Origin of the sequence: Pseudoalteromonas luteoviolacea NCIMB 1942 (assembly GCF_001625595.1) — a bacterium.
GTDB classification, from domain to species: domain Bacteria; phylum Pseudomonadota; class Gammaproteobacteria; order Enterobacterales; family Alteromonadaceae; genus Pseudoalteromonas; species Pseudoalteromonas luteoviolacea_A.
This window is the reverse complement of the sequence record NZ_AUXT01000001.1, coordinates 70,878-86,008: the sequence shown is the minus strand read 5'-3', so window position 1 is coordinate 86,008 and position 15,131 is coordinate 70,878. Positions and strand designations below refer to the sequence as shown.

The 15,131-nt window shown below is 44.5% G+C and carries 10 protein-coding genes; 9 read left to right on the top strand and 1 reads right to left on the bottom strand.

Features of this window, described 5'->3' with window-relative positions:
* Positions 1-94: 94 nt before the first annotated feature.
* The 3 genes from N482_RS00350 to N482_RS00340 all read left to right on the top strand — a co-directional run bounded on the left by N482_RS00350 (position 95) and on the right by N482_RS00340 (position 5,436).
* A complete protein-coding gene (locus tag N482_RS00350; RefSeq protein WP_063375205.1) occupies positions 95-3,214 on the top strand; it encodes an efflux RND transporter permease subunit in 3,120 nt (1,039 codons plus the stop codon).
* Between the two features lie 10 nt (positions 3,215-3,224).
* Positions 3,225-4,310, top strand: a complete 1,086-nt coding sequence (locus N482_RS00345) for an efflux RND transporter periplasmic adaptor subunit (protein ID WP_063375204.1) — start codon at positions 3,225-3,227, stop codon at positions 4,308-4,310.
* 190 nt (positions 4,311-4,500) lie between these two features.
* Positions 4,501-5,436, top strand: a complete 936-nt coding sequence (locus tag N482_RS00340) for a glycoside hydrolase family 16 protein (RefSeq protein WP_196763614.1) — start codon at positions 4,501-4,503, stop codon at positions 5,434-5,436.
* Here N482_RS00340 and N482_RS00335 read toward each other — a convergent pair.
* A complete protein-coding gene (locus N482_RS00335; RefSeq protein WP_063375203.1) occupies positions 5,433-7,067 on the bottom strand; it encodes a winged helix-turn-helix domain-containing protein in 1,635 nt (544 codons plus the stop codon). The genes N482_RS00340 and N482_RS00335 overlap by 4 nt on opposite strands.
* A 380-nt stretch (positions 7,068-7,447) precedes the next feature.
* Here N482_RS00335 and N482_RS00330 point away from each other — a divergent pair, with 380 nt between their 5' ends.
* From N482_RS00330 to N482_RS00305, 6 genes are all read left to right on the top strand, one after another.
* A complete protein-coding gene (locus tag N482_RS00330; RefSeq protein WP_063375202.1) occupies positions 7,448-9,409 on the top strand; it encodes an FAD-dependent L-amino acid oxidase in 1,962 nt (653 codons plus the stop codon).
* A gap of 73 nt (positions 9,410-9,482) precedes the next feature.
* A complete protein-coding gene (locus N482_RS00325) occupies positions 9,483-11,273 on the top strand; it encodes an alpha-keto acid decarboxylase family protein (RefSeq protein ID WP_063375201.1) in 1,791 nt (596 codons plus the stop codon).
* 146 nt (positions 11,274-11,419) lie between these two features.
* Positions 11,420-12,121, top strand: coding sequence for a spondin domain-containing protein (locus tag N482_RS00320; protein ID WP_063375200.1), 702 nt, complete (start codon positions 11,420-11,422; stop codon positions 12,119-12,121).
* 9 nt (positions 12,122-12,130) lie between these two features.
* On the top strand, positions 12,131-12,829 hold the full coding sequence (locus N482_RS00315; RefSeq protein ID WP_063375199.1) for a spondin domain-containing protein: 699 nt from the start codon (positions 12,131-12,133) through the stop codon (positions 12,827-12,829).
* An 84-nt stretch (positions 12,830-12,913) separates the two neighbouring features.
* Positions 12,914-13,645: a response regulator transcription factor gene (locus tag N482_RS00310; protein WP_063375198.1), complete on the top strand. Its 732-nt coding sequence runs from the start codon at positions 12,914-12,916 to the stop codon at positions 13,643-13,645.
* On the top strand, positions 13,642-15,120 hold the full coding sequence (locus N482_RS00305; RefSeq protein ID WP_063375197.1) for a sensor histidine kinase: 1,479 nt from the start codon (positions 13,642-13,644) through the stop codon (positions 15,118-15,120). Before N482_RS00310 ends, N482_RS00305 begins: the two co-directional genes overlap by 4 nt.
* Positions 15,121-15,131: the final 11 nt, after the last annotated feature.

Genomic DNA, 15,131 nt, shown 5'->3' with positions numbered 1-15,131 from the left:
ATCGCGATTCTGAGCTATCTGTTCATTTTTGGTGCTAGCAGTTTTCCGCCTAATCGTTACACTGCAACTAGTACTGTTAAACTTGGAAGTTGTCATGAATTTAACGCGCAGTTCACTAAAAAACCCAGCCAGTGTTATTGTCCTACTGGTGCTGGTTATGGTGTTTGGATTACTCAGTATTTTTAAACTCCCGATACAACTCACACCCGATATAGAACAACCGCAAATCACTATTTTTTCAGGTTGGAGACAAGCGGCTCCTGAAGAGGTTGAATCAGTGATCCTTGAGCCCCTTGAGAATGCAGTTAAGAACACCCCTGGCGCACTCCAAGTTGACACCACGATTAATCGCGGTAATGGATTTATTACACTGACCTTTGCCATTGGCACAGATATGCAACAAGCCATGCTGGATGTATTGACTAATTTGAATCAAGCTCCCCCCCTCCCTTTAGATGCCATCGACCCCGTGGTATCCGCTGGCGGAAGCTTTGGCGGCTCTGCTGGTCAAGCAGCTACTTTGCTCGTGTTACCGCTTGATGCCGGTGATGAAGGTCTCAGTTTTGATATGGCCCAATACCAAAAACATATTGAAGAGATTGTCGAACCTCGTTTGGCACAAATTCCAGGTATTTCGCGCGTTGATCTAGCCAGTGAACGGTCAAGAGAACTGCGTATTACGTTCGATCCACACAAAGCAGCAGCGTTGGGGATCAGCCTCAACCAGATCCGTCGCACCTTACAAGCTTCTCGAGACACGTCCGCAGGGCTCGCAAATGTTGGTCGTCGGCAATATACGGTCCGCTTTACTGGCCAGTACGACCTGCAAGACATGCTTCAAATGCGCATTGGCTATTCCAATGAAAGGCCGATTTACTTAGGTGATATCGCAACTGTTGAGGAAACATTTAGTGATCGGCTTGCGATGAGTGGCCGTAACGGACAGCCAGCATATTACATTCGTGTCGCAAGAATTAATGACGCAAACACCGTTGCACTGCTAGATAACATCAACATTGCTATCAAAGAACTAAATGCAGGCCCACTTAAAGAGGCTGGACTGTCTATCGAACTGAGTTTTGACGCGTCGGTTCATATCAGAAATGCGCTGTTATTAGTAAAGAGTAACTTAGGCTTAGGGGTGCTATTGTCTTGTATCATCCTTTGGCTGTTTTTTAGAGGCCTCAGAACCACACTAGTTATTGCTGCAACGATACCAGTCTCACTAATGGTGGCCTTCTTAGCACTGAATATTTTTGACCGCAGTATTAATGTCATTTCCTTAGCTGGACTTGCTTTTGCAGTCGGGTTGGTGCTAGATGCCGCGATCATCGTACAAGAAAATATTGCTCGGCTAAAAACCGAGGGGATGGACAATGCAAAAGCGGCTCTAAAAGGTGCAGCGCAAGTTGCTGGTGCCCTCTTCGCTTCAACAGCTACCAGTGTTGCTATCTTCTTGCCCATCATGTTTATGGCTGGTATTGAAGGCCAGCTGTTTTCAGATTTAGCCTTAACCTTGTCAATTGCCGTCATTGCTTCCTTGGTCAGTGCACTCACCATCATTCCAATTGCAAATCGCTACTTGCCCGATAGTAAAACGAAGCAGGATCCATATAAGCAGTACTGGCACAAGCTCACAGGCATAATCATGGCATTGACCAACACACGAACAAAGCAAGTGTCATGGATAACTGGGCTCATCGGCGGCTCTTTATTCATCACGGTAACTATGCTGCCCAAAACAGACTTTATGCCACAAGCCCCCACCGATGGCTTCTTTTTCTCTCTCGTGACACCGCCTGGTGCAAATATTACCTATATGGAAGAAGAGCTGCTCAAACGCGTCAAAGCACGTTTAATGCCCTACTACAATGGTGAGAAGCAGCCGGGCATCAAAAGCTTTAACCAGTTCGTATTTGGCTCAAATGCAGGCGGCTTTATCTATTCAGCCGATCCACAAAGAGTGGAAGAATTAATGAAAGTTGCAAAAGAAGAGATACTCGTAGATTTGCCTGATACCCAAGTATTTTTATTCCGGGGTTCCATGATCCAAGTGTCCAACGGTGGCGATGGTCGCAATATTAATATCGATCTAACTGGCCCCAACATGGATGACCTAATTGTCGGAGCTCAAACCGCGCTTGCTGCTGTGAAAGAAGCTATGCCAGAAGCGACTGCTCAACCGCAGCCGCGATTGGATATGGCAGAGCCAGAACTCAGGCTTCACCCTAATGATCGCCGTATTACTCAAGCAGGTCTCACACGACAGGATGTCTCACAAGCAATGCAAGCATTTACCGGCGGCCTATTTATTAACGAGTATTTTAACGGCAACGATCGCATGAATGTGATATTGCGTGCGACATCATGGGACTCACCAGAGGAGTTAAAAGCGCTTCCTATCGTGACACCAGACTCGGGCGTTCAAACGGTTGGTGAGCTTGCTCGAGTTGAGCGTACAGTTGGACCGAGCCAATTACGCCGCGTCAATGGACGCCGCACCGTGAGTGTGGTTGTTACACCACCAGCAAATATGACCTTAGAGCAAGCACAACAAATTTTAGTTTCACAAGTGCTACCTAAAGTAAAGGAAACATTGCCTAGTAATGCCGGTGTCATTTTGGCGGGTAATGCTCAAAAACTTAACTCAGCCATTCAAGAAATGGCGCTTAACTTTGTATTGGCATTGTTCATTTTATTCCTCCTAATGAGTGCCTTGTTTAAATCAGCCAAAGATAGTTTATTGGTGCTTATGGTAATGCCCATGGCCGCAGCAGGTGGCGTAATTGCACTGTACATACTGAATTTATTTACCTTCCAGTCTTTAGACTTACTGACCATGATTGGTTTTATCATTCTGTTAGGGTTGGTTGTAAATAATGCCATCTTGCTTGTTGATCAAACTCGAGTAGCCGAAACCAAAGGCTTAGCAAGACAAGAAGCCGTGCGCCAAGCAGTATTAATGCGTGCAAGGCCTGTTTATCTCAGTACGTTAACAAGTTTATTTGGTATGTTGCCGTTAACCCTAGTACCGGGGGTGGGATCTGAAATTTATCGTGGTTTGGCGACGGTCATCGTCGGAGGCATGGCGATCAGTGCGCTGTTTACGCTTATTCTTATGCCAAGTCTGTTGCAATTAGGCAAGGCTAAAAACCCCAACTCAAATAAACAGTCTGAACCACAACCTAAGCTTAATTTAGTGTCGAATCAATAAGGAAGTCCCAATGCATAATTCATTTTTTACCGTCAAACTTTTTTCTCTCGCATTGGCATGTAGCACGGTAATGTTTAGCATTAGCAGCCACGCAGCGCTCCCTGTCACAGTAGAGCCTGTCACTCAAGCCCCTTTGACCAGTTCGTTGGCAGTCAATGGTACGCTCTTTGGTAAAAAAGATGTAATCCTCACTGCGGGCATCTCGGGCCGGGTCTTATATGTTGCCGAGCCCGGACAACGTGCCAACAAAGGCGATGTATTAGTCAAAATGGACACCTTACCATTAGAGCTAGACCAAGCCCGACAAAAAGAAATGCTAAATCGTGCTCAAGTGAACTTGAAGTTACACAAGCAGGAGTTACACCGATTAAAACGATTGGCTAAATCTAACAGTGCAGCCGCAACTCAAGTAGACAGTGTACAAAACCAGCATGACCTCGCACTTTCAGATATTGAGTTGGCAAAAATCGAGCTAAGAGTGATCGCAGATCAGTTAGACCGAGCCACAATTCGTGCGCCATTTTCAGGTATTGTCAGTGAGCGCCATAAGCGCGCTGGCAGAGAGGTCAGTCGGGCGGATGAGTTGTTAAACTTTGTGGATATAGACAATTTAGAAGCACGTTTATACGTGCCGGTTAAATATTTACATTATTTAAAGCAAGGGATAACGCTCCCTATTCAAACTGGTAATTTAGACACGCCGTTAAGAGCACAAGCCACCGTTACTTCCGTGATCCCAGCGACCGACCCTCGCTCTCAAACAGTAGAGGTTCGTGCCGAATTGGGAAAATATAATCCGCGCACTTTCGCGGTTGGCCAACTCGTGGACGTTACTGTTCCATTGCAATCAAAACAAGCCCAAATGCTCATCAATAGAGATGCCTTGATCATTCGTAAACAAGGCGTGCACATTGTTAAAGTGGGTCCAGATAATAAAGTTATGCAAGTGCCAGTTGAGGTTGGTAAAGGTGAAGGCAGTCTAGTTGCCATCACTCCAACTGAAGCAAATGTCCTAAAGGTAGGTGACAGAATTGCTGTACGCGGTGCAGAGAGACTCACCGATGGTCAGGAAGTCGATGTACAATCTCTAAATTAACATACCAAATTACTAGCCCAATGAGCCAGCTTATGGAAGAGTAACGGCTCATTTTTTTAATTTAAATATATATATCATAAGTTTAATTTTTTTTAATACTTCCGATTATCTCATTTAAGCAAGTTTAATTAGCCAACTTCACACTCCTTGTTCAAGCTAACCACACGGCAAGATACAGGAGTAAACACCCATGCTAATCAACAAACTACTTATAAAAACACAACTTGGACTCATGACCGCAGGCATGATTGGTTTTTGTGCAACGGCCCCTTTTGCGAATGCTAAATCTCAAACTGTGATGTTTGACGATTTTAGTTATCGACAATTTTCAGATGCGCAACAAAACGGCTGGCAATTTCGTCATGAAACAGGCCACCCAGGAATTAAAAATGCCACGTGGTGGAAAGAAGGGATCAGCTTTCACCCAGATCCCATGGACACTGGTAATACGGTTATGCGTATTACGGCAAAAACAGATGGTACTGCTGAAAACACTCGACATACGCAAATATGTCACAAACGAAAGTATCGAGAAGGGACTTATGCTGCGAGGGTTTACTTTAATGACGCCCCGCAATACGGTCCAGACGGCGATGCGGTTATTCAAACTTTTTATGCCATCAGCCCATTGCAAGCTCCAATGGATAAAAACTACAGTGAGATGGATTTTGAATATTTACCAAATGGCGGCTGGGGGACTGAACGCTTAGCTTTATTTGCCACATCTTGGGAAACCTTTCAATTGACACCTTGGACCAAGGTCAATGCCTATGACTATCATATAGAGTCATTGCAAGGCTGGAATACACTAGTACTCCAGGTCGCAAACAGTACTCTAAAATACTATGTGAATGGCCGGCTCTTTGCTACACACGGAGCAGATGTGTACCCAGAAGTGCCTATGTCAATTAACTTCAATCAATGGTTCGACCCAAACAAACTCGTGCAATCGAATCTGATGCGCCAATACCATCATGACGTCGACTGGGTATACTTTATCAAAGATGAGGTAATATCGCCGCGCGACGTTACGTTATCAGTCGAACAGCTTCGTAAAAACAATATTGCACAAAAAGATACGGTTCCTGACTGGCAACCCAAGCAAGAGGATTATTGTAGCCTTTAATTAACAGTATGAATTGGCACTTGTGCGAACCATGCCTCCACCCTTGCGATAAGCAACGGACTGTCAGCTCGGTATGCTACCTCAAGTGCTTGTTGTGCATGCTCCAAAGCCAGAGTTTGTTCATTCAAACCTCTGTACATATCGGCCTGTGCTAACAACACCCAGATCTGATTTGGATGTGCCTTGCTGTCATCTGCTATTTGCTTTGCCTGTGCAAAGTATAGCTTAGCTTCTCCCAGCTCCTCTTGCGCGATAGCAATGCGGGCCAATTCTATTAGCGCTGTAGTTTGCCCATAGCGACCATGGAAGCTCTGATGGTATTCTAGCGCAGCAAGTAGCAACCTAGTTGCCTCACTATAGTGACCTTGCAGGCGTTTAATTTTTCCAAGTTCTTCATAGGAATAAGCAATAAACAGCTTATCTTGACTGGACTGCGCCAAGCTTTTTGCTCGTGCGATATACTGTTCAGCCATATCCAACTCTTTTTGTCTATCGCGGCCTTGAGGCCAATTAATTAACAAGTAACCTATCATCAGATTCGCGCGTAAATGCTCTTTTTGACTTAATGAAGTATCTGCAATTTTAAGACTGCCACGAAGTATGCTCAGAGCTTGCTCTAGCTCATAGACGTTCGCAAGGCAGCCAGCTAAGTAGCGCCTTGCCGCAAGCATATCTGGCTGCTCAATCAGTGCACTACGAAATAAATTAATCGCAGCATTATAATCTCTTTGAAGGTAGGCGTTCACCCCTTTAGCAAAAGCCTGATTGCTAAATGCGCTGTGATAATACTCCGTTGATGGCTGCACGGCTTGACCAAACTTATGCGTTAATATGCCAATCAGTTCATTAAATGCGTTGTCCACACTTGATGCCAAAACGACTCCTTGCTGAGGGCCAAATTGGGAATGTAGGGTATAATGAAGCTGTAAATCTTGAGGGTAACCCGTCAAACGTGTTTGTACGATTAACTGTGCTCCCAATCTTTGTTGCAATTGAAAAAAGTATTGTGGCCCAAAAGAAGCATTGGTTACACTTTCCTTGTTGGCTAGCTCAACGGCCAACAGCACATCATCAACGGCACTGACCTTTAATTCACTTTGCTGGCGAAGCGCTCGAGATAGCTGATCCATCCCTTTAATAGGCACCCAATCATGTATCTCATCTGGCATGGCATTTTCCACGGGTAAAAATGCGACCTTGGGTAATTGTGATGAAGTACTGTTAATTACTCCAAGATACACACTACAGACCAGTATTACACATAGGATAGTGCCAATTATGAGTTGATTAGTTTTAAGTGATATCCCTAGTGTCGAAGAAGTAACGATGACTTCTATAGTGGCTACCCAACGATACCCCAACTTAGGAAAAGTTTTTATGGTACCCGCACCCAATAAATCACGAACTTCTTTAATTGATTGCACTAACACTTGTTCTTGTACAACTAAATCACCCCAAACACGGTCCAATAGCTCTTGTTTCGTGACAATTCTATCGCGGTTGTGCACCAGCATCTCCATAACTTGGAGCGTTTTCGCCCTGATGTCATAGGTTTGACCTGATTGAGAATCCAACGAACATACCTTACCCTGAGTAAGATCAACCTCCTTATTTTCAAGTCTGAAGCGCATCAATTAACACCTTAATGATTGGCACAACGCAGTCAATACTAATTATAACCACATGTTTTAAATGTAGTTTGCCCTAACTCAAAGACACTCTCAAGCGACGATAGTGGTTCTTTCCAATATAACTCATTACAAATCATCCTCCATTGCAGAAATTTTCATTTCTCAACATTATGACGCGAATAAATTAACGTATATGCTACATTTATTAAGATGTTTACTGGCGATACATTTGCTTTAACTAAGCGCGCCAGAAACGCCATTATAATTTTCAACAAATACTGCAGATTTAATCATCTGCTTTGCAGCACAGTCGCAGTAGTGGTTTTATAGGAGTAGTCGTCTGTCAAAGTAGACTTAACCATCAAGGCTAAGGAAAAACGATGACACATTACGCATTTGGAAAAGAAATAACGGATAAGTCGCTTCCCTCTCAAATTAAGGTAGCCATTGTCGGCGCTGGTATGTCAGGTTTATACAGCGCTTGGAGATTACAACAAGAAGCAAATTGTCAGGATCTTGCCATTTTTGAGCGTTCAGATAGAACGGGGGGGCGTTTAGATTCAGACCTCATCGAATTTAAGAACCTACGTTCAGAACAGCCCAAAACTATCACTGTTAAAGAAGAGCAAGGTGGCATGCGCTTTTTGTTTGATGGTATGGATGATTTAATGGCGCTGTTTTTAAAGCTAAACTTGCAAGACAATATCGTGCCATTTCCCATGAATAGCGGTGGCAATAACCGTTTATTTTTCAGAGGTGAGAGCTTTAGCGTCGAGGATGCACAGCAAGATGAGTATGCTATATGGTCCCATTTATACAATTTAGATCAGTCTGAACAAGGTGTTAACCCCAAAGACATCGTCAATGTAGTCTTTAATCGTATTTTGGAAGCTAACCCTCAATTTCAACAAAGACCAAAAGTCCGAGGCCCACAGTTTTGGCAAGACTTTAGACTTGAGTGTCAATGGAAAGGACAAGGGCTGAATGAATGGACACTTTGGGATTTATACACGGATATGGGCTACTCTCAGGAATGCATAAACATGCTGTATCGTGTATTGGGTTTTAATGGGACATTCTTGTCACAAATGAATGCCGGTGTTGCTTACCAACTGTTAGAAGACTTTCCAGCAGGCGTTAAATTCAAAACATTTAAAGATGGCTTTAGTACACTTCCCAACAAATTGGTTGAAGAAGTTGGCACGGATAATATCCACTTACAAACAGCCATTGAAGAAATCGATTTTTCCGAAGAGTCCGGGTTATATGAGCTGCGATATGCACATACCGATGCGCATGGTAAAGTGCACAAGGGCCTGATTAAAGCAGAAAAAGTCATCTTAGGCCTGCCTAGACTTGCATTAGAAAAGCTATTTGTTCGCTCTGATGTGATTAATCGCTTAGAGCAAGAACGCTCAGAACTTCTGTGGAATACGCTACAATCCGCAAGTAACCAACCACTGCTAAAAATCAACCTCTACTATGACTCTGCTTGGTGGGGTCGCGGCACTACCGGTCGGCCAGCGGTTGAGTTTGGTCCAAACTTTGCTGACTTGCCCACAGGCTCTGTCTATCCATTTTATGCTGTTAATGAAGAGCTTGCAGCTGCACTTATGTATCAAGAGCGTACGACTCATCCATCAAGTGCTGTGGAAGAAAAACTAGAACGCATAGGTAATGACAAATATGAGCGCCCAGCAGCGCTGACCATCTACTGTGACTATCTCAACATCAATTTCTGGAGCAATTTGCAAAATATTGGAGAAACCTACCACAATCCAAAACAAGAGCATTACGTAGAGAGTATCCCCGATGACATTTATCCAGCCTCTACCGCCGTTGTTGAACAAGCCACACGGTTCTTCAAAGACATTTTCAACACCCACTATGTGCCAGCGCCAATTTTAACCAGTGCAAGAGTTTGGGAAGGCAGCGTCAAATTTGATATCCCAACTAGCCGTCAATTTGGTTACGGTGTACACCAATGGGCTGTTGGCGCCAATGATAAAGAAGCCATGGCCACTCTAGCTGAACCATTACCAAACCTATTTACCTGTGGTGAAGCATTTTCTGACTATCAAGGCTGGGTTGAGGGGGCACTGCGCTCTGCCGACCTCGCACTTGAAAAAGGTTTTGGGTTAAAACCTCTGAGCCAAGTGTATTTTGAATCTACTAACATTTCATCTTCAGACGCCATCAAAGCCGTTTACGAAGAGAATTCAAGCAAGCTTATCAATCAATACATCGAGACCAACTTTGCAGCCAGTGCTGCGCCTATTGAAAAAGCAGAGGATGGCGCAAGCGTCATCGGCGTCAACCTAACTTACTTTGATGTGAAGTAATCATACATTGCCATCCACAGCAGCGGTTAACCTCTCTTAATCGCTGCGCTTGCTGAATTCATTGAGGTTTATTATGACTACGAGCTTTAAAGAATATACCGTTGCGGATTACTTCAAAGATCGACTAGAAGAAATTGGGGTCGATCAAATGTTTGGCGTAGCCGGCAATTACACTGCGGGGCTATTGGACACCATTTTAGCTGATAGCCAATCTCCAATCTCCATCAAAGGTAACGCCAATGAAATATGTGCTGGCTTTGCAGCAGACGCCTACGCGAGACTAAAAGGGCCTACCGCGCTTTATGTGACCTATAGTGTTGGCGCGTTTAGTTTGCTCAATACCATAGCAGGTTCCTATGTTGAACAGGTGCCTGTGATCCTGATAAATGGTGCGCCCACCAATAAAGAAGATCAGATTTCTAAATGTGCAGGACTACTGTACTCACACACAACAGGCTACGAGTTTGTCGACATTCATATGTTCAGGCCCATTACCGTCGCTGCTGAACGTGTAACCAATGCCTTACAAGCTCCATTCCAAATAGACTCAGCGCTGACAGCACTTTTAAGTGAGCAGCGCCCTATTTACTTTGAAGTTACCGAAGACATTTGGCGCAGCCCATGCCAGAGACCACAAAGCCGCATTAGAGAACGCCAGAATGACACGCTTACGGTCAGCTGCGCGCAAGAAGCTGCACAAGCAACCCTAGAATTAATGCTCTCAAAACCTAAAAGTATTTTTTGGGCAGGTATTGAGTTACAGCGTTTAGGTTTACAGGACGAGTTTCTCAATTTACTTGAAGTGATAAACCGTGAACACAGCATGCCCGATGGCCATATTCATTTTGTCACCTCAGCACTCAGCAAGTCTGTCATCGCCGAGACACACCCGTGGTTTGAAGGCTGCGTAACCATGTCGCCAGACGAAGTGGAGGAACTTGTCGGCGAAGATGGCGTATTGGTTGGTATTGGTGCATGGACAACAGGTAAAGACACAGGTAATCAAGATATCCGTTCCAGCAATACCATTTTGGCGGCGCATCAAGGGGTATATGTGGGTGCTAATTTCTACCCTTCTGTGATGTTAAAAGATTACTTGAACTATCTTACCGAGGCGTTCATCCAACTCGCCAAACAAAGCCCAGCAAACCTGACAGGGATCCGAAAAGCGCAATCTCTTGCGCCATTACAAAATGCTAAAGACTACTTGGGATACGACAGTTTTTTCTCGGCAATGAGTAGCTGGATAACAGAAGATGATGTCTTGATTGTCGACGCAGGCTTCCCGCTAATTGGCGCTCAAGGTGTCAAAGTGCCTGCCCGCAATGGCTTTGTTGCGCAAGCTGCTTGGTTATCTATCGGCTATTCAGTTCCGGCCGGCACGGGAATCAAATGCGCTTACCCAGATAAGCGCGCAGTCGTTGTTGTCGGTGATGGGGCCTTCCATGAAACATGTCAAGCCGTCGCAGATCAACATGCTTATGGACAAAATACGGTTGTTTTCGTTTTGGCAAATGGCATTTATGGCATTGAACAATATCTGGTAAACCCAAATCCGTTTAGACAACCGCCTGTCGAATACCAAGATAAGCTACTCAATAACGTATATAGCTACAATGACTTACCAAACTGGCAAATCTCAAAGCTGCCCGATGCATTTGGTGGCAAGGGAGTTAAAGTCACTACCATTGAGCAGCTGCTGGGGGTTATGGAAGAAATACGCATACAGGACAACATCAATTATGTCGTAGAGGTGTGTATTCCCAAAGAAGATACTCCACTGACCATTAGCAAAGAAGCTGACAGCGCGGTTGGGGAGGATGAAATTAGTAACCCGAATTGGCCACCCGCGGGCAAGTTTTAAACCGTAACCAGCCTCTAAGACTGGTTTTTCTGTGCCGCAATTAAAAAATGATACATTCGTGATACTTTTGTGATAATTGAGCGAGTGTTTCTCAATAATTGCGTTGCATGCTTATTTACGTCAAATCCAAACAACAAGAGCAGATTATGAAAACACGCATACTATCACTCATCGCAGGATCACTTTTGGCTTCAGGTACAGCAAGCGCCGCATCATTGGAAGTCAAAGTTACTAACCTTACTCAAGGTATCTACTTTACCCCAATACTTGTCACGGCACATACAAACGATGCAATGCTGTTCAATACCGGAGAAAAAGCTTCGGATGCATTGCAAGCCATGGCTGAAGGCGGCAGCTTAGACGGTTTAAATGAAATCTTGACGGGGATCAGTGCCAACACAGTAAGTAACCCAGCTGGCGGCTTACTAGCACCCGTTGCTAGCACTATGGCAAGTTTAGAAACTAGCGATGGTAATGACAGACTGTCTATTGTTGCAATGATGCTTCCAACCAATGACGGTTTTATTGGTTTAAACAGTTGGAAAATTCCATCAGAAGCAGGAACCTATCACGTTTACCTTAACGCATACGATGCGGGCACTGAAGCCAACAATGAACTCGTAGTTGATGGCTCTGGCGCACCTGGCACATTAGGTATCCCAGCTTCACCAGGCGTAGATCCAGGTACTCAAGGTAGTGGTGTGACAAGCACCGAAAGTAATGAAAGGATACACATCCACCGCGGCAACCTTGGCGATGACGAAGCTACAGGTGGGAAAAGTGACTTACACAACACAGTACACCGCTGGCTCAACCCTGTAGCAAAAGTTACCGTTACGGTTCAATAAGGGGGCACCATGAAACTGTCTAAATTAATTATTCCATTAACCTGTTTAACCTTAGTTGCATGTGGTGATGACGATGATCCACCAATGACCGTAGATCCAACGCCAACGCCGACAGAAGCGATGATTAAAATCACAGCGACCAATTTAACCTATGCGCAACCTCTTTCGCCGATTGGTGTTGCGTTGCACAAAGAGGGCCAATTTTGGCAACTAGGCGAGTCGGCAAGTGACGCACTTGAGGTGTTAGCTGAAGGTGGCGATAACAGCGAGTTGCTGGGGTTAGATGTCGTCCAGACAAAAGCAAGCACTGATGCCCCTTTAGCACCGGGCGCAAAAGCTGAGTTGATGTTAAGCCAAGAAACACTCACTGACCAAAAATTATCAGTAATTACCATGATGGTGAATACAAATGACGGTTTTACCGGTCTTAATGCTCTAGATGTCTCTTCAATGGCTGTAGGCGAAGAAATGCGCTTTGTAACCTATGCTTATGACGCTGGTACAGAAGCGAATACAGAAGCCAGTGGCACGATCCCAGGACCTGCTGATGGCGGAGAAGGGTTTAACGCACAGCGAGAGACAATAAATAAGGTCGCAATGCACCCGGGTGTTGTAGGTCAAGATGATGGTTTGTCTAGCTCAGTATTATCGAGCGACCATAAGTTTGACAACCCATTGATGGCGATCACTATCACAAGAATGAAATAGCCTCCTACTCGCTCCAGCTCTCATTGCGAGTGGCTGGGGCGAGTACATGCCAACCAATTATATAGGTTGGCCGGAGGTTAGTATATGCATCAAAAGGTTCTCATTGTCGAAGACGACTTAGATATTGCACACCTATTGCGTGTTCACGTCAGTGAGCTTGATCTAGAAGTAGATCACCTTGCAAGTGGAGAGGGCGTTATGTCCCAGCTTACCAACCAAAATTACGCCATTGTATTGCTTGATATCATGCTGCCAAGCGTTGACGGCCTGACGTTGTGCCGGGAGATTAAAACCCTACATCCAAAAATCAGTGTTGTGATGTTGACTTCAAAAAGCAGCGAAATGGACCGTATCATTGGTCTTGAAATGGGTGCTGACGACTATATTTGTAAGCCTTTCAGCTACAGAGAGTTTCAAGCACGTATCAAAGCACAGTTAAGGCATGTGAAGCTATTACAAGCTGAGCAATCTAGTCAGGTTGCTCATGACACGCCGACTCCAATCACAGTTGGTAATTTGCAAGTGGACCCACACTGCCATGAAGTATCGCTGCACAAACAACCACTGGATTTAACCGCCACCGAATTTGAGCTGTTAATGTTTTTTGCCAAACACCCAAATCAAGTTTTTTCACGTTCTCAACTATTAGAGTCTGTTTGGGGTTATGACCATTTAGGTTATGAGCATACGGTAAATTCTCACATTAACCGCATCCGAACCAAATTAGAAAAGTTGACAGACAAACCCATCATCGAAACGGTGTGGGGGGTTGGCTATAAGTTAAATTCAAAGCCACTACAACAGGAAATGATATGACACTTTCTCTTTATCATCGCCTCGCACTTGTCATCACCAGTGTCTTTATGATCACTGTTTCGGCTTTTGTTTTTTGGTCCCAAAACCTGTCAGCTGTATCCAGAGCACAAGCGGAGCAGCAATTACACCTTGGCCTCGCTGAACACTTAGCACAGGACAACCCACTTTTAAAACAAGGCGTATATGACTACAAAGCATTGGAAAACCTGTTCCATACCCTCATGGTCCTTGGTCCATCCTTTGAATTCTATTTTGTTGATCCGAGTGGTAAACTACTGACTTACTCGGCCAAACCCGGCGAAGTCAAACGCCAAGCTGTCGACCTTAGGCCACTTATCCAACTGATCAATGAACCTAGTAAACTGCCTGTTTACGGAGATGACCCTCGCTCTACAGAGCTCAGTAAAATCTTTTCAGTTTCACCTGTCTATAATGACGAAACACTGCAAGGTTATTTATACGTTATTATAGGTTCCTCTATCTCTGACTCAATTACCGCGCAAATCAAAAGCTCTGAGCAACTGGTCAAGAACACCACTGGACTTATCGTTATGGTGGCACTGCTGTTTATCACTTTGCTACTGCTTTTTCGCACCATGACGCAACCTCTGCAAAAACTAGGCAAGTACATTCGTAAGGTTGAACAGAATAATTTTGATATCAAAGCAGTGCCAACCCTTGAGTGGCCTTCCAAAAGTAATGAAATTCATTTGGTTGGTCAAAGTGTGAATGGCATGCTCGAAACCATCAATCAGCAAATGAACCAGCTCACGACATTGGATGAACAGCGCCGTAAATTACTCGCGCATTTGTCTCATGATTTACGCACTCCCTTAGCTTCGTTACAAGGTTATCTTGAGTTGATAGAAAGGCGTCCACCAGCGGGGGGGCAAGAGCAAGAATACCTCGCAATTTCCTTAAAAAACTGTAACCAATTGAAAGGCTTGATTGATCAGATATTTGAGTTGGCACACCTTGAATCTGGACAATCTAATGTACACTTTGAAGTGTTTAACTTGGGCGAGCTAATTTATGACATCATGGCTAAGTTTGCGCTCAAGGCACAACAGGCCAACGTTTCTTTGAGTGTCTTTCCTGTTGAGTGCGATTTTACCGTTTACTCGGACATTGCCAAGTTGGAGCGTATATTAAGTAATCTAATCGAGAACGCGTTGCGTCATACACCAGCAAAAGGCAACATATGCATTTCCATCTGTGCCATTGATAACGTTTACAACATTGCAGTGCAAGATACTGGTGTGGGAATTAGCCCGAAAGAGCTCCCCTATATTTTTGAGGCCAGATATCAAGCAAGTAATAGCAAGGGGTGCAAAAAATCACACGCAGGGCTAGGTTTAGCCATTACAGCACGGCTGATAGGTTTAATTAAGTCAGAGATCAAAGTAAATAGCCGCCTGGGTCAGGGCAGCGAATTCATTTTTCAAGTAAGAGGCGCTCGCGCTTCTTCAAACTAAACAAAGTAGTC